Source organism: Butyrivibrio sp. NATIVEDY162 (assembly GCF_045999815.1).
Taxonomy (GTDB): domain Bacteria; phylum Bacillota; class Clostridia; order Lachnospirales; family Lachnospiraceae; genus Butyrivibrio.
Genome location: NZ_CP172573.1, coordinates 1,206,712 through 1,229,878, shown reverse-complemented (window position 1 = coordinate 1,229,878; position 23,167 = coordinate 1,206,712). Strand labels below are relative to the sequence as shown.

Here is a 23,167-nt window from a genome sequence, read left to right as displayed (position 1 = left end):
ATAAAGGTTAGTTCTAAATCACAAATATACAAGTTAATCATTTATGAGTGAGGTTCTAAGGCGCATATATTTGATTTCAATCGATTATGCGTAAGCAACGAGAGTGAAATCAAATATATGCGCCTGGGAACCGGATTAAATTAGGAGGAAAGTATGATAGAAGCAAGTAAACTTACAGAAGAATTCGGATGCCTTGTTTTTAATGACAAGATTATGAGAGAGAGACTTCCCAAAGACATTTATAAGGCAGTTCACAAGACTATTGAGATGGGAAGTCATTTGGAACTTGATGTTGCTAACACAGTAGCTGCAGTCATGAAGGAATGGGCAATTGAAAACGGTGCAACACATTACACACACTGGTTCCAGCCCATGACAGGACTTACGGCAGAAAAACACGACAGCTTTATCTCACCTACAGATAACGGCTCCATCATCATGGAGTTTTCCGGAAAAGAACTGGTAAAGGGTGAACCTGATGCATCAAGTTTTCCTTCAGGTGGTCTTCGTGCAACCTTTGAAGCACGTGGCTATACAGCATGGGATCCTTCATCTCCTGCATTCATAAAAGATGGTTCACTTTACATTCCCACTGCATTCTGTTCATATGGCGGAGAAGCGCTCGACAAGAAAACACCTCTTTTGCGCTCGATGGAAGCTCTGTCCAGAGAATCAGTGAAATTATTGCATCTCCTTGGATATGAGGATGTAAAGCGCGTAAACACCACAATCGGCTCTGAGCAGGAGTATTTCTTAATTGATAAGGACTTCTACAAAAAGAGAAAGGACCTTCTTTTTACCGGACGTACCCTCATAGGCGCTCCGGCTACGAAAGGTCAGGAGATGGAGGATCACTACTTTGGAGTTATCAAGCCCAAGGTTTCCGCTTACATGCATGACCTGGATGAAGAACTTTGGAAGCTGGGAATACCTGCTAAAACAAAGCACAACGAGGTTGCTCCTTCTCAGCATGAGATGGCACCTGTTTTTGAGACTGCAAACATCGCAGTTGACCACAACCAGCTTACCATGGAAGTTATGAAAAAAGTTGCGGATAAACACAACTATGCATGCCTTTTACATGAAAAGCCATTCGAAGGAATTAATGGATCAGGTAAACACAACAACTGGTCAGTTTGCACAGATACAGGAATGAATCTTCTTGATCCCGGCAAGAATCCCGGCGAAAACATACCGTTCCTGCTTTTCCTTATGGCTGTTATTTCAGCGGTTGATGAGTATGCTCCTATTTTGAGACTCTCAGTAGCATCTGCAGGAAACGATCACAGACTTGGAGGCAATGAGGCACCGCCGGCTATTATTTCAATTTTCGTAGGTGATGAGCTTGCAGAAGTACTTAAGGGAGTTGAAGAAGGAAAGGCCTATGTAAGCCAGGGCAAGATTCAGATGGCTATGGGTGCAAAGGTACTTCCTCATTTTACAAAGGACAACACAGACAGAAACAGAACATCACCCTTTGCTTTCACAGGAAACAAGTTCGAATTCCGTATGCCCGGATCATCAGTTTCCGTAGCCAATGCTAACATCGTTCTCAATACTGCAGTAGCAGAAGAGGTGGCAAAGCTTTATAAAAAGCTCGAGGGCTACAGCGGAGATGAACTTAAGGATAAGATCGCGGAAGTATTAAAGGAAGAGCTTGATGCTCATAAGAGAATTCTTTTTAACGGAAACGGATATACAGATGAGTGGGTTGAGGAAGCAGCAAAGAGAGGGCTTCCGAACCTCAAGTCACTTCCGGATGCAATGCCCTACTGGATCAGTGATGAGTCAGTTGAACTTTTCACAAAGCACGGAATCTTTACTAAGGAAGAGATTCATTCAAGATATGACATTCTTCTGGAGAACTATTCAAAGTCAGTGCACATCGAGGCACTCACAATGCAGGAGATGGTAAGGAAGGATCTGACTGAGGGAATAATTTCCTACCAGAAGGACCTTGGAAAGGAAATACTTCAGAAGAAGAGCCTACTTGGCGATGGAAGCTCAGTACTTGAGACCGGTGTACTTCAGACAATTGACGAAGCTTCTGCAGGAATGTGCAAGGCACTGGATAAGCTCGCCAAAGACACAAAGATAGCAGAGGAAAAGGAAGAACTATTGGATCAGGCAAGCTACTATCAGCAGACAATACTTGCAGATATGGACGAACTTAGAAAGTATGCGGATGAAGCAGAAGCACTCATTCCTGATAAATACTTAAGCTATCCCACCTATGGTCAGATGTTGTTCTCACTTAGATAAGGAAATAGCCTATATCTGGCAAGATCCAATCCTACATTTTGAGGAGGCAGATATAATTCGATTCTCATTTTAGAAAAAGCTGGAATCTATAGTTGTAAAAATCAAAAAAGCACCGGTGAGCATATTTATGTGCTCATCGGCGCATTTTAACATATTTAGAAGGCGGTACATAATGGAAACTTGGATGAATGAGCGTGATGCCTGTGGTATCGGCGCTGTAATTAATATAGACGGAAAACCGGACAATAAAGTTTTAGATGATGCACTTAGTATCGTCGAGAAGCTTGAGCACAGAGCCGGAAAAGATGCTACAGGAAAAGTGGGGGACGGTGTAGGAATTCTTGTACAAATCTCGCACAAATTCTTTTCAAAAAAAGCTAAGGAAGCAGGAATCACGCTTGGAGCAGCAGGTGATTATGGAATAGGTATGTTCTTTTTTCCTCAGGATTCCATGAAAAGAATGTTTGCAAAGCGAATGCTTGAAGTAATAGCTGAGAAAGAAAATTTAAAGGTTCTTGGGTGGAGAGACGCAGAAATTCATCCTGAGATTCTGGGAGAAGTGGCAAGAGACTGCATGCCCTATATCAGCCAATGTTTCGTTGAAAGACCGGATGATGCTGATAAAGGAATAGAGTTTGACAGAAGACTATATCAGCTACGACGTGAGTATGAGAAATCTTCTGAGGATACCTATATCTGCTCATTTTCATCAAGAACTATTGTGTATAAGGGAATGTTCCTTGTGGGGCAGCTACGCAATTTTTATGAAGATTTGCTATCACCTGACTATCATACAGCAGTTGCGCTTGTTCACAGCCGTTTCTCAACCAATACCACGCCTTCCTGGCAGAGAGCTCATCCCTACAGAATGATAGCTCACAACGGCGAGATCAATACTATTCGCGGAAACAGCGACAGAATGCTGGCACGTGAAGAGACAATGTCTTCAGATGTGTTCGGAGATGACCTGGGAAAAGTATACCCTGTGATTGCATCATCAGGATCTGATTCTGCAATGCTTGATAATACATTGGAATTCCTTTACATGAATGGAATGGATCTGCCGCTTGCCATGATGCTCACTATTCCTGAGCCTTGGAAGCACAACGATTTCATGGAGCAGGACAGGAAAGATTTTTATCATTATTATGCGACCATGATGGAGCCCTGGGATGGACCTGCTGCTGTACTTTTCACAGATGGAGAGGTCTTCGGAGCAACTCTTGATAGAAACGGACTTCGCCCCTCAAGATATTATGTCACCAAGGATGGTAGACTTATCCTCTCATCAGAGGTAGGTGTTCTGGACATTCCTGAGGAGAATATTTTGAAGAAGTCACGCCTTTCACCGGGGCATATGCTTTTGGTTGATACCAGACAGGGTCGTATAATTTCAGATGAGGAGTGCAAGGAGAAGTATGCAACCGCAAAGCCATATGGCGAATGGCTGGACAGATATCTTCTGCACCTCGCCTCTCTTGATATTCCCAATAAAAAGATACCGCGCAGTACGCAGGAAATGCGCGATAAGCTCTACAAGGTTTTCGGGTATTCCTATGAGGATGTGAAAAATCAGATAATGCCGATGGCCATGAATGGAATCGAGCCAACAGTTTCCATGGGCAGCGACATTCCGCTTGCTATGCTTTCACAGCACCACCAGCCTCTGTTTTGTTATTTTAAGCAGCTTTTTGCCCAGGTTACCAATCCGCCTATTGATTCCCTCAGGGAAAAAGTAGTGACTGACACTACAGTATACATCGGATCTGACGGTAATCTTTTAAAAGAAAAAAGTGATAACTGTCGCGTGCTTGAAGTCAATAACCCTATCCTTACAGGCGTTGACCTTATGAAGATAGAGGCACTTGATCAGCCCGGGTTCCATGTCAGAAAGATATCACTTTTATATTATAAAAACACGCCTGTTGAGAGAGCACTGGAACAGCTTTGCATCTCAGTTGACAGAGCTGCTTCTGATGGGGTGAACATAATAATCCTCTCCGACAGAGGTGTTGATGAAAACCATATGCCTATACCTTCACTTCTTGCAGTATCTGCTGTTGAGCAGCATCTTGTGAGTACAAAAAAACGGACAGCTGTTTCACTGATACTTGAGAGTGGAGAGCCCAGGGATGTTCATCAAATCGCTACGCTTCTCGGTTTTGGTGCAAGAGCTATAAATCCGTATCTTGCTCAGGAGTGCATAGCAGAGCTGATAGATATCGGAATTCTTGATAAGGATTACCACACAGCTATAGCTGACTACAATAAGGCTCTTCTTGGTGGTGTGGTAAAAATTGCTGCGAAGATGGGAATCTCAACACTTCAGTCCTATCAGTCGGCCAGGATTTTTGAGGCAATAGGACTTTCAGCAGAGTTTGTAGATAAGTACTTTACAGGTACCATAAGCCGCGTCGGCGGAATTGGTATAAAAGAAATCGGTGAGGATGTTGAGCTTAGGCACAACAAAGCCTTTGATCCACTGGGATTATCCACTGATACAACTCTCGACTCCATAGGATTTCATTCACTTAGAAGCGGCGACGACAAGGAAGACCACATGTACAGCCCCAAGACAATTGTCACACTTCAGAGAGCAGTGCGTGAGGGCGATTACGAGCGCTTCAAGGAATATACAAAAATGGTGGATGATGAGGACAGACCTCACACACTTAGGGCACTTATGTCTTTTGTGCCTGCAGGAAAACCTGTGCCGCTTGATGAGGTTGAAAGTGAAGAGGAGATTGTTAAGCGTTTTCAGACTGGAGCCATGTCCTATGGTTCACTATCAAAGGAAGCACATGAGACTCTTGCCATAGCCATGAACAGGCTTGGAGGAAAATCAAATACCGGCGAAGGCGGAGAGGATGTAGCACGTTTTGGCACTAATAAAAACAGCGCAGTAAAGCAGGTAGCATCCGGAAGATTCGGAGTTACAAGCAGATATCTGCAGAGCGCTAAGGAAATTCAGATAAAGATGGCACAGGGAGCAAAGCCCGGTGAAGGCGGACACCTTCCCGGAAAAAAGGTGTACCCATGGGTAGCTGCAACCAGATTTTCAACGCCCGGAGTTGCACTGATATCACCACCTCCACACCATGATATTTATTCTATAGAGGATCTTGCTCAGCTGATATATGACCTGAAAAACGCAAATGACAAGGCGAGAATATCGGTAAAGCTGGTGTCGGAAGCAGGCGTTGGAACGATTGCATCAGGTGTTGCAAAGGCAGGTGCGCAGGTAATTCTCGTATCAGGATATGATGGAGGAACAGGCGCTGCTCCTTCATCCTCGGTTCACCATGCAGGACTTCCGTGGGAACTTGGTGTAAGTGAGGCTCATCAGTCCCTTCTTGATAACGGCCTTAGAAGCAGAGTAGTGCTGGAGACCGACGGTAAGCTCATGACAGGTAGAGACGTGGCTATAGCTGCCCTTCTTGGTGCAGAGGAATTCGGATTTGCTACAGCTCCCCTTGTATGTATGGGGTGCATGATGATGAGAGTATGCTCTAAGGATACCTGCCCTGTTGGAATTGCTACTCAGAACGAGGAGCTTAGGAAAAGATTTGCAGGAAAACCTGAGCATGTAATGAACTTTATGATCTTTGTAGCAAGGCAGCTACGTGAGATTATGAGTGAGCTTGGTTTTAAAAAGCTCGAGGATATGGTTGGAAGAACCGACTGTCTGAAGATGAGAAGCGTTCCGAGTGCAAGGTGTAAGGACGCCGCTGACCTTAGCAGAATTCTGAGCAAGGGATATTCGGAAAAAGCTAAAAACCATTTTGACCCTGTCGATGTGTATGACTTCGGACTTGAGAAGACTCTCGACAAAAAAATACTTATTCCGGAGTACGACAAGGCAAAGAAAGCACTTAAGAAACACATGGAAGCTTATCTTGCTGATGGAGTGGGAGCGTTTGGAGAAAATGCGGAATCCTCAATTGGTGACAGTGCCGGAGCATTTAGAGGAGATTTGGAATCCTCTATTGGTGATGGTGCCGGTGCATTTAGAGGAAATACTGAATACTTATCTTATGATAGTGGATTTTCTAATAGGAAGACGGTACTAAACATAAAGGTTAATATATCAAGTACTGACAGAAGCTTTGGAACACTTCTTGGAAGCAGAGTAACTGCAGACTTTAAGAACTCACTTCCGGATGACTCGGTTGTAGTGGAGGCTCATGGTGGCGGTGGTCAGTCATTTGGTGCATTTCTTCCAAAGGGCGTTACACTTAAGCTTTACGGTGATGCCAATGATGGCTTCGGAAAAGGACTATCCGGAGGAAAGGTGATTGTAACACCTTCCAAAAAGGCAACCTACAAGGCTCATGAAAATATCATAATAGGAAATGTTGCTCTTTACGGAGCAACAGCAGGTAAAGCTTATGTCTGCGGCGTGGCAGGAGAGAGATTCTGTGTAAGAAATTCCGGAGCAATTGCGGTATCTGAGGGATGTGGTGATCACGGACTTGAGTACATGACAGGAGGAAGAGCAGTTATCCTTGGAATGACAGGTAAAAACTTTGCTGCAGGAATGAGCGGCGGAATAGCTTATGTTCTGGACAGAGAGCATACTCTTTACCTTCGAATGAATAAGGATATGGCATCACTCACAGAACTATCTGAGAAATACGATATTGCGGAGCTAAAAGAAATACTGGAAGACTACGTTGCTGAGACCGGGTCAGAATACGGAGCTGAGATCCTTGCGGATTTTGATAAGTACATTCCTGACTTTAAGAAAATTGTTCCCAACGATTACCAGAAGATGCTCACAGCAATCGGTAAGTATGAGGAACAGGGCATAGACCACGAGCATGCAGTTTTAGAGGCATTTAAGGAATTGACATAAGAGATGCATACAAAAAAATGCATAAGGGTTTTTATAAGGGAATTTCTAAAAAGAAAATAATTAAAATAATTCCTTATAGAAAATGATCAAGGGATTCACTTAAATCAAATGCTTAAGGACATTTCTTAATCAAATGCGATGATGGGGATTTACACAAAACAATAGACTAGTGAGGTCCTTCTGTTTGGAAGGTTAGAGTCAAGTCGACAGATGAGGTTAACATGGGAAAAGATACAGGTTTTTTAGAATATGAGAGAAAAAACAACACTGACATTCCGCCGTCAGACAGAATAAAAAGTTTCGAGGAATTTCACAAACCGTTGGATACAGAGAAGAGAAGGCAGCAGGCTTCAAGGTGCATGAACTGTGGAGTCCCATTTTGTCAGTCGGCGATGCAACTTGGAGGAATGGTTACAGGATGCCCGCTGCACAATCTGATTCCTGAATGGAATGATGAACTTTATAGAGGTCATGACGAGCACTCCTTTGCAAGGCTTCATAAGACCAGCAATTTTCCTGAGTTCACAGGCCGTGTCTGTCCTGCGTTATGCGAGAAAGCCTGCATGTGTGGACAGTATGGCGATGCGGTGACGGTGCATGATAACGAGCTGTACCTTGTTGAAACAGCCTATGAAAAGGGGTACATTAAACCGTTCATACCTAAGATAAGAAGCGGGAAAAAGGTTGCAGTCGTGGGAAGCGGACCATCAGGACTTGCTGTCGCGGATGAGCTTAATCACAGGGGCCACGAGGTGGAAGTTTTTGAACGCGAGGACGAAATCGGTGGCCTTCTCATGTACGGAATACCGAACATGAAACTTGATAAGAGTGTCATAAAAAGAAGACGCAGGCTCATGGAAATGGAGGGAGTAGTATTCCATACAGGAGTAAATGTCGGAAAAGACAAGGAAGCTTCTGAAATCCTTGCAGGTTTTGATGCTGTGGTTTTGTGTTGTGGGGCCAAGAAAGAGCGCCCACTTTCTGTATCAGGCGGCGTTAAAGGCGGTGTTAAAGACGACGCTAAAGGAGATACTAAAGGTGGCATGGCAGATCCTTCTAAGATAAAGGGCATTTTTTATGCGGTTGATTTCCTTACCAGCACAACAAAGGCTTTGATGAAAGCATCTGATAAGGGGACTAAGCTTGATAATAATGGATATGATGGATGTGATGTGACATCTGATGAAGCAGTAATTAGAAATTACCGGATGATTACAAGTCCTGAATATAGGACAGTAGATTTACTCAAATCACAAGGTGGATACATAGACGCTGCAGGCAAGAATGTAGTCATAGTTGGTGGCGGAGATACCGGCAATGATTGCATCGGAACGGTGATAAGGCATGGTGCGAAGTCAGTTACCGCACTTGAAATAATGCCCAAGCCACCGGTTGCAAGAGCAGCAGGTAATCCTTGGCCTGAATGGCCAAAGGTCTTAAAGACTGATTACGGTCATGAGGAAGCAATTCACGTTTTTGGAAGTGATCCCAGAGTTTTTGAGACTACAGTAAAGAGCATCGAGACTGATAAGAAGGGTGCGCTTAAGCAGATTGAAACAGTAAAAGTAACATTTAAGGACGGAAAGCTTGCTGAGGTTCCCGGCACCGAGAAGAAAATAAAGTGCGAGCTATTGTTGATTGCAGCTGGGTTCATAGGCTGCGAAGACTACTCTGCGGATGCATTTTCTCTTAAGAAAACTCAGCGCGGAACAGTACTTACACCGGATGGCAGTTATCGCGTAGAAGGAACCAAAATCTTTTCGGCAGGTGACATGCGCCGTGGCCAATCCCTTGTAGTATGGGCTATCGCTGAGGGCAGAGCCTGCGCTAAGGAAGTTGATGAGTATCTGATGGGTTATACAAATTGATTTGATATTTAAGAGAATATGAGTTCTTGAATGATATTTCAGAAACCCGCACTAGCTGCGGGTTTCGTGAGAACATGATTCAGGAGGCAAATAGGCCCGCGACGAAGTCGCATTGGAATGGCCTATTTGCAGGCATCTTGAATCTTTGATTCAAGATGTCATAGATTATTGAGTTTCTTCAGAAATTCAATAGTCGTACTGGACCAGACCCTTGCGCTGTGAGGGGCGTGTCCTGCCAAAGGCAGGATTCTTGAACCTTTTTTCATCTTTACATTCAAGAAGTCATAAGTTCTGCTACCATAGGGGAACATGCAAAAAGTAGCAGAACAAGTAAGAGCAGAAATTCTGCTACCATAGGGGAATTTGCAAAGAGTAGCAGAACAAATGAAGTCATAAATTCTGCTACCATACAGGAACAAGCAAAAAGTAGCAGAACAAATAAAGCCATATATTCTGCTACCATACAGGAATTTGCAAAGAGTAGCAGAGCAAATAAAGTCATAAGTTCTGCTACCATACAGAAATTTACAAAGAGTAGCAGAACAAATAAAGGCATAAATTCTGCTACTATACAGGAATTTGCAAAGAGTAGCAGAACAAATGAAGTCATAAATTCTGCTACCATACAGGAACAAGCAAAAAGTAGCAGAACAAATAAAGCCATAAATTCTGCTACCATACAGGAACAAGCAAAAGGTAGCAGAATAAATAAAGGCATAAGTTCTGCTACCATACAGGAATTTGCAAAAAGTAGCAGAACAAGTAAGAGCAGAAATTCTGCTACTATGAAACTTTTACTTATTAGTAGCAGAAGATATTGTTTATGGATTCAACTATCCGGCGATATTCATCCATCAATATAGAATGATTAGCCATGATGTAGTCAACATCTGCAGCTTTTGCAGCTTTTTCAAGTGCGAATGCCTTTTCACCGAGCCCTGGCATTCCCAAGGTTCTAAGATTTGTCTTTAATGCATGAATCTTAACATCATAGCCATGCCAGTCCTGGCTTTCATAGCTGTCATTCAGGGCAGCTATTTTGTTTGGACAATCCTTTGCAAAGAATTTCAGAATTTCAAGATATGCATCGGCGTCGGCGCAGTATTCTATGCCTGCGTCAGCTTCTATGCCGACGCCTTTCAAGCTTTCTATAATTTCATGATTGTTTTTGATAAATTCAGATTCGTCACTACCATAGCCGTTAGCTGCACTATCACCGTCAGCGCCGATCCCACCACCAGGATAAGAACTATCATCGGTTTTATTTCCTGCTGAAACACTGATTACATCATCATACGCACTTTTCGGGAGGTATTTCTTTAGCAGCGCAACAAGCTCTTTTATCTCCATGGGCTTGGACAGGTAGTCATCAAAACCGGACTGCAGATACTGTTCCTTTGCTCCGACAACTGCATTGGCAGTAAGTGCTATCATTATTGTGCCGGCAGGTATGAGATTTTGCTTTTGCAGTTCATTGAGGGTTTCAATGCCATCCATCCTTGGCATCATGTGATCGAGGAGGACGATATCGTAGGCCTTCTCAGACATCATACGGATTGCGTCTTCTCCTGATGATGCTTCATCGGGATTAATCTGGCATAAAGTGAGGAGACTCTTTGCCACCATGAGATTCAGGTTATTATCATCTACCACGAGTACGCGTGCACCGGGAGCGCTGATCAGATCTTCAGTGGAGCGAGCCGCACTGATGTTATCAAAGCGGCCTTCAAGATTGCCAATAGGTGTATCGTCAATAACCTTTTGGGTGATCGTAAAGTAAAAATCTGACCCCTCACCGTATGTACTTTCAACGCAGATTTTACTTCCCATCATGGTAAGGAGACTTGAAACAATGGACATGCCAAGTCCTGTACCTTCGATGTGTCTTGTCTTTTGCTCATCAAGTCTCTGAAAAGAAAGAGTGAGTTTATTTATATCTTCAGGACGAATACCGATTCCGGTATCTTTTACAGATACATGAAGCTGTATGCTGTCGCCGGACCTTTCGCCGGTTTTGATTGTCAGCTTCACTGAGCCGGTTTCAGTGTACTTAACAGCATTAGTGAGGAGGTTTACTATAACCTGCTTTAGTCGCATATCATCTCCGAAAAGTGTAGTCGGAAGATTTTCGTCGATATCCGTAACTAGCTCAAGCCCCTTTGATTCAGCTCTTTGACTGATAGTGTTTATGAGATCACTTATGAAAGAAGATGTGCTATAGTTTGCAGGAATAATTTCCATTTTGCCATCTTCTATCTTTGAAAAATCCAGAATGGTATTTATGAGATTAAGCAGAGTATTCCCTGCAGAATCAATGTTGCCCGAATATTCAAGAGTATTTGCGTCCTTGGATGTTCGAAGGATCATTTCATTCATGCCGAGAATGGCGTTAATGGGTGTTCGTATTTCATGGGACATTTGCGCAAGAAATTTACTTTTTGCCTGGTTTGCTTCGTTGGCAGAAGCTTCCTTTTGCTTAAGTATCTGCGCTTCATAATCACGCTTTAGATCATTGGAGCGCATTTCCTCCATCTTCTTTGCGTTGAGCTGCTCATTTTTATATCCAAGATAATAGAAGAAGGATATGAAAAGGAAAATAATGAAGGAAACCAGTACATTGACAAGGAGCTGGGTGTAGGTTTCAGCAAAGAGCTCCCTGTCACTTATAGCGATGATCACATACCACTGATCTATCACGTTATCAATAAAAAGAGTGTGGATAGAGCCGTCCAAAACTGCTTCGATTGAAGTGTTGTCCATTCCATAGATGCATTCCATGAAATCTTCGCCATATACTTCATTTACATTACGACCGGTAAGACTGTGATCCCGGTGCGCTATTATCATTCCATCCTGACCAACCACGAAGGCATACCCTTTTCCGCTTATGGAGGTCGTATCTGCAATCTCAGCTACATGATTTACAACCATATCAAGGGCGACAACTTCACGACTGCTATAATCACTCTCTTTTCTGCCGTCATCAAGAAGCTTACAGATAGTTATAACAACAGATCCTGTCTGAGCGTCTACATAGGGAGGCACAATTATGGTTTTTCCGCCTCCTTCCACAGCGGCCTTATACCAATCTCTGGATTCTGCATTATATCCCTCGGGTGGAATCCACCCGGAGCCATCCATATATTCACTGTTTATGTAAGCATAGATTCCGGTGAAGTTTTCATCGAATTGCTGAGCCTGATTAGCTGTCTGCTTTGTTATGTAGCTTAGAATTGTATCCTGAGATGCACCGTCTTTTAGCATTATTTCAACGGTGTCGGCAGTAACCAGCAGAGTTGATCTTGCAACTCCAAGGTAGTTTTCAAGATCACCTGCTGTTGAATAAACTCTGGCCTGTCCATCCTCCATAGCGCCTGCAACCGACACTCGATAGAATAGCCTTGATGTGTAAATGACTGATGTGATCATGAGACTGAAAGTGATGATAAGTGTGAGGATGAAGTTAAAACGACTTCGTTTTATGACTGCATCCTGTGGAAGCTCAAGGTCTATGGATTTATAGCGGAGTGTTGTCATCAGGATTATCATCATTACGAAGACAACAAGAAAAATTGAAAGTAAGAAAAGTGCTGTAGCTATGCTTCTGTAGTCATCCGGAGAGGAGGCTTTTGACAACTGAGAACTTTTCATGAAAAGACCTGCATAGTATCCGCCCACACCGCCAAAGAAAATAACTACCGCAACTGTCATCTGCAAGAGAATTGTGAAGCGGGACTCTTGTGTGCTTCTTTCTGCTTTTACCATCTCAATCTGCTCATAGGCTCTTGTTGTGGCGCGGCCAAGAAGCAGTATGGATATACACTCGGCAAAAGCAAATATGTAGTAAGGATCAACAAATGCCGTTTCAAAGTCAAAGCAGGAAGAGGTCCACATTCCATATTCAAAAATGATAAAGAAGAGCAAAACAGTATGCAGAAAGGGAAAATCGGAATTCCTGTTTTTGAAGTAATGCAAAATTACCTGCAAACTTACGCAGGCTATGCTTGTAGCGAGAACACCTTCCCATATATTGTTGAAGATACCGCCAAACTGTATATAGATGAAAAATTGCCAGATTCCAAGAGGTATTGGCACGAGCATGAGCGGATGAAAAAAGCGCTTTGAATTTCCGGGACGCATGTTTATGGCAAAAAGGAGCATAAATAAATACCCGATATTCCAGCCGAAATATGCCATAAATGCAGAAACGTCGGGATTTTCTCCGATGACCAGAGTGTAGATGGTCCAATAATAATCGCTAAGAAGGTGCATCATGAAAAAAGCGGAGAGATAGAGCCATCCGCGTCTGGGAGTCTTGATATATTTGAAAAGTGCATACAGAGATCCGAAGGTCACTGATAGCAGAGTACAAACATTTTCAAGAGTATCGATGCCCATAGCATTTAATCCTCTGTCTATAAACAACATGCGCTACTACAAATTATAGCATTCATGGTACCGTCAAATAGTGAAGTGAAGCGGAAAAAAGTATTAAATCTTTGGCATTTACATTTTAATGGAAAAGAGATATATTAATTCATTATAGATTGCACGCAATGTAATGTTGCTAAATCAGGTATTTTAAACGGAGGTTATGACGATGCAATTTAGAAAAGACAGGTATGAGGAAGCTATATCTCAGCTTGGATATGGCTGTATGCGTTTTTCAAAAAAGGGGACGGCAATTGACTACGAAAAGACTAAAGGTGAGATACTGCATGCCATTGAGATGGGCATAAATTATTTTGACACGGCATATATCTATCCCGGAAGCGAGGAGTGTCTCGGACGTATTCTTGAGGAATCCGGAAACAGGAAGAAGGTTAACATAGCAACTAAGCTTCCACAGTATCTGATGCGTTCCGACAAGCAGATAGAGAAGACTTTTAGGGAGGAACTGACACGCCTTCGCACGGATTATATAGATTATTATCTGATGCATATGTTCACGGATTACAGCGAGTGGGAGCATTTGAAAACTCTTGGAATAGAGCAGTGGATAAAGGACAAAAAGGCTTCAGGTGAGATTAGAAATATCGGTTTTTCATATCACGGTGATACGGATATGTTCCTGAAAATTCTTAATGCGTATGATTGGGATTTTTGCCAGATCCAGTATAATTATCTTGATGAAAATTCACAGGCCGGAAGAAAAGGGCTGGAGGCAGCAGCTTCAAAGAAAATTCCGGTAGTTATCATGGAGCCTCTTCGCGGAGGAAAGCTCGTAAACCTTCCTGACAAGGCAAAGGAAGAACTTAAGAGACACCCTAAAAAGTATACATCGGCTGAGCTTGGACTTAAGTGGCTCTGGAATCAGCCTGAAGTTACCTGCGTATTATCAGGCATGAACTCCATGGAAATGCTTGATGAAAACGTCAGGATAGCATCTGAAACAACACCGGGCATTTTTGATGAAGATGACTATAAGCTTGTAGATAAGATAAAAACAATAATAAAAGAACGTGAAAAGGTAGGCTGCACAGGCTGCAGATATTGTATGCCATGCCCCAAAGGAGTTGATATTCCGGGGAATTTCCATTTTTACAATCTCATGTATATGGAGAAAAAGTCAGCTGCAAGATTTGAATTTGCGCAGAATATGGGACTTAGAAAAGAGCCTGGATTTGCATCCCAGTGCATCGGATGCGGCAAATGTGAACAACACTGCCCTCAGCATATCAACATAAGAGAAAAGCTTAAGGAGGCAGACAGAGATTTAAGACCTTTACCATATAAAATCGGCATAGATATAGCAAGAAAAGTACTTGTTCATTAAATCAGGATATTCTTAAGCTTTTATAAGCTGCCGATATAAGGCGTCAAATCTTTTTTCATTGGCATATGCAGCCCAAAGCTACGGGCTGTTATTGTGGTATAATTTTATATAGATATGACTTCTTGAATGCAAATTGGAAAATGCGTTCTATGTTTTTCTAAAGGGGGTAGAAGATGAAATTTTTAGGTAACCTGATATGGATTATTTGCGGCGGATTAATAAGTGCGATTGGATGGTGGGTCGCTGGTATTTTGTGGTGTATCACGGTAGTGGGAATACCTGTCGGACTCCAGTGCTTTAAGCTTTCATCAATATCATTAAATCCATTCGGAAAAGAAGTTGTAGATGAAGGCGGAGCGGTTTCATGCCTGTTAAACGTTATATGGTTTATAGTTTCAGGGGTAGAGCTGGCCCTTGGCAATTTCCTCATGGGATGTTTTCTTTGCATCACTATAATTGGAATTCCTTTTGGTAAGCAGTTTTTCAAAATTGCTAAGCTTTCTTTATTCCCATTTGGAGCAAAGATAATAAAAATTTGATAAAAGACGGATGGCTATATGGCCTGAGATTAAAAAAATAGTTGGAAGCATCATCTGGATTTTTCTGTGTCACAATAGGAGGGACATATGAACAAGAGAACAAATGCAGTTTTGTTATCACTTACTCTTATGGTAATGATGTTTTTTCAGAGCGCTTTAAGGGTAGAAGCAGTAAATGTGCTTCCCTTTACCAGTGCATTGGACTATTCCTTGTCTGCAAACTGGCTATATGATGGGGCTTATCCTGAAAATGGCGTAGATGTTTTCATAGTGGCCCCATCGGTGGATACGAAAAGTGAAGTGAATTCTGCTATGACTGACGGCTACAAAAAAGCTTTCAGATATGCGATGAACCAGCAGCAGGCTATATATGCTAAAACAGCCAGAATTTATGCACCTTATTACAGACAGGCGGCTCTTAATGTATATTCCTTCAGCGATGCAGAGGCAAGGGAAAAAGCAATGCAGAATGCGTACATTGATGTTTCAGCTGCATTTAAATATTATCTGGAGCACAAAAATAATGGAAGGCCTCTGATGCTGGCAGGCTTTTCCCAGGGAGCTGATATGTGCTACAGGATTCTTGAAGAGTACTATGGCGGAGACAGTGACAGGGCCGTATCGCTTCGCGAAAATCTCATTGCTGTTTATGCTATAGGCTGGGATATGACAGAGGAAATGGTGGCAAAATATCCTCAGATTGTCCCCGCGAAAAATGAGACTGATACAGGTGTTGTGATCAGCTTTGATTGCGAGGACGGTACTGTTACAGATTCAATAATCACACCTGCAGGGACTAAGGCACTTTCCATAAATCCTCTTAACTGGAAGACGGATAGTACAAAGGCTGACAAGAGCCTTAATAAGGGTTCTGTCACTCAGGATAGCAAAACAGGTGCAATAACTTCTGTAGAAGCAGGAAAATATGGTGCATACATTGATCCTAACAGAGGAACACTTATTGTAACGGGAATTGATACAAACAAATATCCGGCAGGGCTGGCTATTTTCCCTACAGGAAGTCTTCATCTGTATGATAATTTCCTGTTTTTTGTAAACCTTCAGGATAATGTGCAAAAGAGGACGGAGAGCTTTTTGCAAAATAAAAAATAAACAGGATTAACTATTGATTATTGTTTGAAAAAATCCAATTATGGAATAGCAAGCTACGAGATAAATTTAAATGAGAGAATGCCACAGCCAACGGGAATAACAGCAAAATGGTATGAAAATAATGGAAAGAAATTATGGAAAATAAGTTGGACCGATGATGGATATGGTCATACTCTCAGATATGGATATGGCCAACGTTCAATAACTTATTGCAATTGTAGTATGGCTAAAACAGAACATGAATACACTTTTTCAGATTATGTAGAAAGTGTCACTTTAAAAACATCATCATGCGATTTGAATAAATATGCTAATTCTGATGTGATAACGATTGTAAGGCCTGCAGAGAACTCAGATGATAACACATCAAAAAACATGCCTTCAGGGGTTGTAAGAAACTCAAAAAGGTCACCATAAAAGCAAACAAATCCCTGAAAATAGGTAAAGGAGCTTTCAAGAAAATTAACAAAGACGCTGTCATCAAGGTTAAAGGCGTAAAAGGCAGCACTAAGAAAAAACTTATAAAGGTCATCAAAAAGTAATTTAATACAGGGGTTAACCCCAGCAGGTAAAAGCCCCTTAGGTGAATAATAATGTCACCTAAGGGGTTTATTTTATAGAAATCCCTGATTTTAGGCTGAAAACTACTAACAGAAAAATTTTTTAAAAAATATAAAACCATTTTCAACTTTCCGGGTACTTATAAGTAGAATCAAGGAAATGTGTTTTAATAACTACTAATAAACATGGGAGGAAATTAACAATGAATGAAAAGAAGATAGTAATAGAGGCACTTATACTTGTAGGTGCGGTACTTGTTGGAACAGGCATCGGTTTTGCAGCAATGTCTGCGAAGCTAAATAGTAATCACACTAATGATGCGGAAATCGTAGCTGAAGCAGATGAGAATGATATAAATAATTCTATTGATTTAAATTCCGAGCTTGCTGAAAAAAATGAAATTGAATTTGCGACAGATAAAAAAGTGGAGCCGGTTGTAACAGCCTATTCAAATAAAGTATTAGACAGTAATGATTTAAATAAGATAAAAGAAAAAGCAATAACAAAGGATGAGGTAAAGACGATAGCAGGAATGCCGGATGTCAGGGAATTTGTAAAAATGGAAGTTGATTTTAATAAGCTCTCAACAATAAACATTGCTGAGCTTTCAGGAATTAGCGGATTGGATTTTAATGTTGTTATTCCTGAAGGAACACCTTTTATTTTACCGGAAGAAACGGAAAACACAATATCATATAAATGGATAGCGTCGTATGAAAATGATAATAATTACTTATTTCGCGTATATTATGATCTGGTCGTTGAAGCAAAACTCAGAGATGATATAGAAGAGAAAACTATTCAGGAAAGATACGAAAATCTAGAAAAAAAGCTAAAAAAGGAATATACCGATAGTTTAACAGGAATAACTTATCATGACGAAGAGCTTTTTATGAATGGAAATAAACTATATAAAGTCTCCGGGGCTCATATTACTGCTACTGAAGACATGGCTAAACAGCTGAACTGTGTGGAAGGAACAAAACGTTATTTATATGAATATCAAATATTTGATTATGATAATAAGTCAAGCTGTCATATTTCACTTGATTCAAGGAGCTGCGTACAGGATCCGAAGGATTATGTGGAATTATTTACAAATACACTGATTGGTAAATGATGTAAAAAACTTTAGGCATTTAAAACCATTTTCTTTTTTCCAGGTACTAATAAGTAGAACCAAGGAAAGGAGGAAAGCAGTTTCGACAACTACAAATACTAACAATGGGAGATATTGATAATGGATGAAAAATTGATAAGTGCCATAAACGATATGGCCATGGGAAAGGAAGAAGGTTTTAATGCAGTTTACTCTGCAACCTACAATCATGTGTATTTTCGTGCTAAGGCATACATGAAGGATGAAACTGACGCGCAGGATCTTACGCAGATTGTATACATTGAAGCCTACAAAAACATAAAGAGCCTTCAGAATGCTGAGTCTCTTTTTGGATGGTTGGACGGAATCTGCCATAACCAGGGAATGAAACTATTTAGAAAGAAAAAAGATGTACTGCCTAACGTAGACGAGGAAGGGAAGGATATTTTCGAGACTTTAGAAAGTAATGACCTTGCATCTCTTCCTGAGCTGTCAACAGATCAGAAGGAAACAAGCCGTATTATACAGGAGTTTATAGATGAGCTTCCTGAGGTTCAGAAGGCAGCGGTTATCGCATACTATTTCGATGGATTTTCAGTTGGCGAAATAGCACAGATGCAAAACTGCTCAGAGGGAACTGTAAAGAGCCGCCTGAACTATGCACGAAAATTCCTGAAGGAAAAGGTAGAAGGAACAGAAAAGAGAGATGGTATCAGACTTCATGCTGTTGCCCTTCCTACAATATGGTATGCTATAAAGCTTATGTCTGAAAATACAAAGCTTTCAGCAAAGGCAGCAGGAGGCATCTATGCAGGAAGCTGCGCAGAGGTTGGACTTGCATCTACAGCTATTACTGTTGGAAATGCTGGAGCAGGTATTTCAGCGAAGCTGGCAACAACAGGAACAATTGCTGCTACAACCGTTGGTGCTGCATCAGGAGTAGGTGGAGCAGCCATTGCAACCGGGGCAGCAGTAGCTAAAGGTACCGGACTTTCAATGGGAATAAAGGCTCTCATAATTGCAGGCGCAGTACTTATCGGAGCAGGAGGCGGTGCTGTAGCAACATATGTAGCCGTGAATAATAATTCTGAGATTGTGGAAAATGCAGAGGATACTAGTGCAGAAGTTGATGGAAAAAATGTAATTGCTGATGAGATTTCTGTTGAAGAAACAAACAATGAAATTGTGGAAGACTATTCAGATGAACAAGAAAAGGTTTATACGCCGGAAGATATTATAACAGTGCATGGAACTATATTTAAAGTTGAAGAAGATCCAAAGTATGCTGATGAATTAGCAGAGTATAGGAAGGACTATTCAAAGGAGGGACAAGTCTTTGGATATCCTGCATATGGAATAAGATTTTCAGAACCTATCAGATTTAGTTTAGATGGGGAGGAAGTGGAAATATATGAAGCAAGTCCTGGTGTGGAGGGGGATTGTGAATGTGACTTAGAAGCTATAAAAAATAAAACTTTAGTATTTAAAGGGAGAATGCCAGGCAAACTTGTGTATGAAGATGAGATGCATGAAATTTCACCACACTTATATAAGAAAAATGACCCGAATAAACAGGATAGTGTATATTATACAGATTTTACATATGGTTTTATAATTATGGAATTTGAGAATGATGAAGGTGATGATTTGTCTCAGAAAAATAATGAAGAGGACGATTATGCGGATATAAATCTAACTGATGATGAGAAAATACAGATAGTAGATGCTATTGCTTATTTTGATTATAACAAACTATTAGTTTATAATGATTATGTGAGATGTGCCCGTTTATATGCACTTGCTATGCATATTCGTACTTCAGACAAAGAGAAGGCTTTCCCCTGGAGTAAAACAGATAAACTTACGAAAGGACTTATTACAGATATATGGAAAGCTTTCGGAGTTACTATACCCAGTGATTATGATTTTAATGATGACGGAGTAACACCGGATTCGGATTACGATGATCTCCACTTCACCGGAGACATGGAGTTGATAGACTTTAATTATGGGAGTCTGGAAGTAGTAAATAATAGTGACGGAACCTACACATTGAATGGTACATACAAAATAAGCATAGAGAGCGAACCAGCTGAATCTTATCCATTTACTGCTAAGGCAGTTAAGGGTGGTAATCCTGATATTTTTGGTGGACTCATAATTACTGATATTAAAGCATTTGGTAGCAATACGGAAATGGATACAACTTTGTATGAAAAATTCCTTCATAATGAAGAAAGCGTACACATTAACACAGAAAATGACCTTGGTTATTATTTTTCTTTTAAGAATTTTACAAAGCAGGATTATACTCTTGAAGAAATTGTAGATACGTTAATTGCATTCTATAAAGAAGATTGGATGACGGATAGAGTATCTCTTGAAAAGATAGAATATGCTTATATAGATTGTGGTAATGATGGCGATAAAGAACTGGCAGTTGTAATACACACTCCCTCTGAAGAACCACTGGAAAGCTGGGAAGAATATTTAATAATAAAAAATATTAATGGTACTTTGCAGACAGTTTACTCTGATGTGGCATGGACCAGAAACATTATTAATCTCAATGAGTATGGATATATAGATATATATGGAGATGGAGGTGTTGAGAATAGTGGATGGGATAAAAGTTTTATAGATGCTGAGGGTAAAAGGCATGATGTAGAAAATGCAGAAGATCTTACTGAAGATATCAAAAATGGGAAAAGTGTTGAATGGCAGATTCTTGATTAATTTAAAAATTAAAAAAATTTTTTCAAAATTATAAAACCGAATCCAAAATGGTTGGTACTTATAGATAGAACAGCAAAAAAACAATCATTATGGAGGAAAAAGAAATGGCAGAAAAATATTTTGATGAAGAAACATGGAAGTGGGTTATCAAGGACATTAAAGGATTATCAATGAAAATGATAACGGTGATGATGACAACAGCATTATTTATGACCACTCTTACAGGATGCGCACAAAAGAGCAGTGCTTTCTTTGTAGAGGATAATCCCATTATCAATGAGGCAAGAGCTGATGGACGTGAGGATGAGGTGTATGAGCTTCGAAATGCGATTCAGGCAGAATATGAAGCAGATATGAAAAAGCGTGCCCAAAAAGAGGCGGATGAAGCAGCACAGGCTGTTGATCCTCATCCTGAATGGCTACTGGAAACAACAGATATGCATATAGGATCCAGAGAGAGTGATGGAATTGGATATGGATTAATTGTTCCTATTCCTAATAAATTTGTTGAATACACGGAAGCTCAAGGAGAAGTATATCATTCCAGGAAATCAAGAGAGGATGTAATATCAGGATTTAAATCTGTAAAATACAAAGATGTAATATGGCAGTCCAATATGGATGGAATAAAAGAAATAAAAATAGATTGCAGGCATGATGGGGGATATGAAATTTCTAATGATTATGACAAACCATTAGAGGAATTCTCAACAGATGAGATTTTAACTTTATACGGAATACAAGGACATTACAAAAAAGAACTAACAAATGTAGTTACCAGGGATGGTGTTACTTATGTTTTTGAATATCTTGATAAAAGAGAACTTAAGGAACATGGAACATATACGTGTTTGGAATTCACAGTTTTGCTGCCTGACAGGGATGGTGATGTCTATAACATAACAGGAATACAGGGAGCTATTACAATAAATACTTTAAACGATGTTGAAGAAGCAACCATAGCAGCACAGGAATATATGCAGAAAGTTATGAACGAGATAACTGTTATTGAAGGTATTAATATGGATGAAGTTGAGAAAATTGGTAGGAATGATGCTGACTATCAATGAGATACACATTTTACTAGCGACTTCATTGTGCTACAATGATGAAGTTGTATGAAATTTTTGAGGAAAAGAGGGAAAATAAGATGAAGAAAAATGTTATATTAAAGAAGGCTGGAGCGCTGCTCCTTGCACTTTCAATGTCTGTTGCAGCATTCAGTACAGTTGCTCCTAAGGGAAAGATTATAGCAAAGGCTATAGTCGGAGGGGAATCATCAGATAAGGCTGTTGAGATACCCGCTAATTATGAATTTACAGAGTGGGCTGAGTACAAAGGTGGTAACCAGTATTATAAGTTTACTATACCGGAAGATGGTGACTTAACACTTCATGCAACTATTTATAAATCTTCCGGAGGAATAACTGTTAGTGTATTGAATAGTGATTTTCAGGGATTTAACTGGATAGGCGATTATAGCAGAGACTCAGTAGTCGATGGAACAGATACCAGGTCATTATCTGCCGGAACTTATTATGTAATAGTTAGTAAATATTTGGGTTATGATCAGGAAGCTGAAAATAAGTACAAATTTAAATTGTCATTTAAGGGATATGGAGTATCAGAAAACACAGTAGACAGTTATGAAAACCCTAAAGGATATGAAATAAATACTACTGTGACAGATTCACTTACTTCAACAGATAACGAGGATTGGTATAAGTTTAATGTTTCAAAGGAAAGCAAATATGTTCTTAATTTAACAGCCTATAGTAATACTGCGGTTACTTATAGCCGCATTTATGAAGCTCTTATTTTTAACAACGACTTAACGGAAAAAAAATTGGATATCTCTGGCGCTGATAGGACAGGTGAAGTTTATTTAAATTCCGGCGTATATTATCTAAAAATTGTAGGTTCAAACGTAAAATATTCTTTCTCAATAAAAGGTGCTTCAATCGAAAAGACAAAGGTAACCAAGGTTAAGTCACCTAAAAAGAAGAAAGCAGAGGTAACTTTTAAGGCAGTAGATGGTGTAAATGGATACCAGATTGAGTATTCTACAGATAAAAACTTCAAGAAGAATGTAAAATCAAAAACCTTCAAGATTGAAAAGACACAGGATGCAGGTAACAATAAGAGAAAAATTACTATCAGTAAACTTAAGAGACATAAGAGATACTATTTCAGAATCAGAACCTACGTTGAAAACAATAATTCAAGATTCTACTCAGATTGGTCTAAAGCAAAGATGGCAAAAATCAAATAAAGGATAAGATAAACTAATGCGGAGAGAAAATTCTCTCCGCATCTTTTATCGTGTCAGTAATTTTAACCTTTCTCTTAGACTTTCTG

13 protein-coding genes are annotated in these 23,167 nt (G+C 40.4%); 11 read left to right on the top strand and 2 right to left on the bottom strand.

Annotated elements, in window-relative coordinates; translation table 11 throughout:
* The first annotated feature begins 153 nt into the window (after window positions 1–153).
* The 3 genes from ACHCNF_RS05045 to ACHCNF_RS05035 all read left to right on the top strand — a co-directional run bounded on the left by ACHCNF_RS05045 (window position 154) and on the right by ACHCNF_RS05035 (window position 8,985).
* A complete protein-coding gene (locus ACHCNF_RS05045; protein ID WP_408071696.1) occupies window positions 154–2,262 on the top strand; it encodes a glutamine synthetase III family protein in 2,109 nt (702 codons plus the stop codon).
* A gap of 172 nt (window positions 2,263–2,434) precedes the next feature.
* Complete coding sequence (gltB, locus tag ACHCNF_RS05040; protein ID WP_408071695.1) at window positions 2,435–7,117, top strand: glutamate synthase large subunit; 4,683 nt, start codon at window positions 2,435–2,437, stop codon at window positions 7,115–7,117.
* A gap of 221 nt (window positions 7,118–7,338) precedes the next feature.
* Window positions 7,339–8,985 (top strand): glutamate synthase subunit beta, encoded by a 1,647-nt coding sequence (locus ACHCNF_RS05035; RefSeq protein WP_408071694.1) that lies wholly within the window; start codon window positions 7,339–7,341, stop codon window positions 8,983–8,985.
* A gap of 158 nt (window positions 8,986–9,143) precedes the next feature.
* Here the strand turns inward: ACHCNF_RS05035 and ACHCNF_RS05030 are convergent, their stop codons facing one another.
* Together ACHCNF_RS05030 and ACHCNF_RS05025 are read right to left on the bottom strand one after the other, a co-directional pair.
* Window positions 9,144–9,674 carry a hypothetical protein gene (locus ACHCNF_RS05030; protein ID WP_408071693.1) on the bottom strand — a complete coding sequence of 177 codons (531 nt, stop codon included), beginning with the start codon at window positions 9,672–9,674 and terminating at the stop codon, window positions 9,144–9,146.
* A 112-nt stretch (window positions 9,675–9,786) separates the two neighbouring features.
* A complete protein-coding gene (locus ACHCNF_RS05025) occupies window positions 9,787–13,383 on the bottom strand; it encodes a hybrid sensor histidine kinase/response regulator (RefSeq protein ID WP_408071692.1) in 3,597 nt (1,198 codons plus the stop codon).
* Between the two features lie 202 nt (window positions 13,384–13,585).
* Here ACHCNF_RS05025 and ACHCNF_RS05020 point away from each other — a divergent pair, with 202 nt between their 5' ends.
* From ACHCNF_RS05020 to ACHCNF_RS04985, 8 genes are all read left to right on the top strand, one after another.
* Entirely contained in the window at window positions 13,586–14,761 is a 1,176-nt protein-coding gene (locus ACHCNF_RS05020) for an aldo/keto reductase (protein WP_408071691.1), read from the top strand.
* Window positions 14,762–14,934: 173 nt separating this feature from the next.
* Window positions 14,935–15,300, top strand: a complete 366-nt coding sequence (locus ACHCNF_RS05015; protein WP_408071690.1) for a YccF domain-containing protein — start codon at window positions 14,935–14,937, stop codon at window positions 15,298–15,300.
* A gap of 87 nt (window positions 15,301–15,387) precedes the next feature.
* Window positions 15,388–16,413 (top strand): DUF3089 domain-containing protein, encoded by a 1,026-nt coding sequence (locus ACHCNF_RS05010; protein ID WP_408071689.1) that lies wholly within the window; start codon window positions 15,388–15,390, stop codon window positions 16,411–16,413.
* A gap of 24 nt (window positions 16,414–16,437) precedes the next feature.
* The gene (locus tag ACHCNF_RS05005) at window positions 16,438–16,830 is read left to right on the top strand and encodes a hypothetical protein (protein ID WP_408071688.1); all 393 of its coding nucleotides are present in this window, start codon (window positions 16,438–16,440) and stop codon (window positions 16,828–16,830) included.
* Between the two features lie 346 nt (window positions 16,831–17,176).
* On the top strand, window positions 17,177–18,094 hold the full coding sequence (locus tag ACHCNF_RS05000; protein ID WP_408071687.1) for a hypothetical protein: 918 nt from the start codon (window positions 17,177–17,179) through the stop codon (window positions 18,092–18,094).
* Between the two features lie 120 nt (window positions 18,095–18,214).
* A complete protein-coding gene (locus ACHCNF_RS04995) occupies window positions 18,215–20,809 on the top strand; it encodes an RNA polymerase sigma factor (RefSeq protein WP_408071686.1) in 2,595 nt (864 codons plus the stop codon).
* Between the two features lie 104 nt (window positions 20,810–20,913).
* The gene (locus ACHCNF_RS04990) at window positions 20,914–21,879 is read left to right on the top strand and encodes a hypothetical protein (protein ID WP_408071685.1); all 966 of its coding nucleotides are present in this window, start codon (window positions 20,914–20,916) and stop codon (window positions 21,877–21,879) included.
* 80 nt (window positions 21,880–21,959) lie between these two features.
* The gene (locus ACHCNF_RS04985) at window positions 21,960–23,081 is read left to right on the top strand and encodes a hypothetical protein (RefSeq protein ID WP_408071684.1); all 1,122 of its coding nucleotides are present in this window, start codon (window positions 21,960–21,962) and stop codon (window positions 23,079–23,081) included.
* The last annotated feature ends 86 nt before the right edge of the window (window positions 23,082–23,167 follow it).

Coding starts and splice junctions, on each gene's coding strand:
- ACHCNF_RS05020 (WP_408071691.1), top strand. CDS start 13,586: ATGCAATTTAGAAAAGACAGGTATGAGGAAGCTATATCTCAGCTTGGA.
- ACHCNF_RS04990 (WP_408071685.1), top strand. CDS start 20,914: ATGGCAGAAAAATATTTTGATGAAGAAACATGGAAGTGGGTTATCAAG.
- ACHCNF_RS05015 (WP_408071690.1), top strand. CDS start 14,935: ATGAAATTTTTAGGTAACCTGATATGGATTATTTGCGGCGGATTAATA.
- gltB (WP_408071695.1), top strand. CDS start 2,435: ATGGAAACTTGGATGAATGAGCGTGATGCCTGTGGTATCGGCGCTGTA.
- ACHCNF_RS05010 (WP_408071689.1), top strand. CDS start 15,388: ATGAACAAGAGAACAAATGCAGTTTTGTTATCACTTACTCTTATGGTA.
- ACHCNF_RS05045 (WP_408071696.1), top strand. CDS start 154: ATGATAGAAGCAAGTAAACTTACAGAAGAATTCGGATGCCTTGTTTTT.
- ACHCNF_RS05025 (WP_408071692.1), bottom strand. CDS start 13,383: ATGGGCATCGATACTCTTGAAAATGTTTGTACTCTGCTATCAGTGACC.
- ACHCNF_RS04995 (WP_408071686.1), top strand. CDS start 18,215: ATGGATGAAAAATTGATAAGTGCCATAAACGATATGGCCATGGGAAAG.
- ACHCNF_RS04985 (WP_408071684.1), top strand. CDS start 21,960: ATGAAGAAAAATGTTATATTAAAGAAGGCTGGAGCGCTGCTCCTTGCA.
- ACHCNF_RS05035 (WP_408071694.1), top strand. CDS start 7,339: ATGGGAAAAGATACAGGTTTTTTAGAATATGAGAGAAAAAACAACACT.
- ACHCNF_RS05000 (WP_408071687.1), top strand. CDS start 17,177: ATGAATGAAAAGAAGATAGTAATAGAGGCACTTATACTTGTAGGTGCG.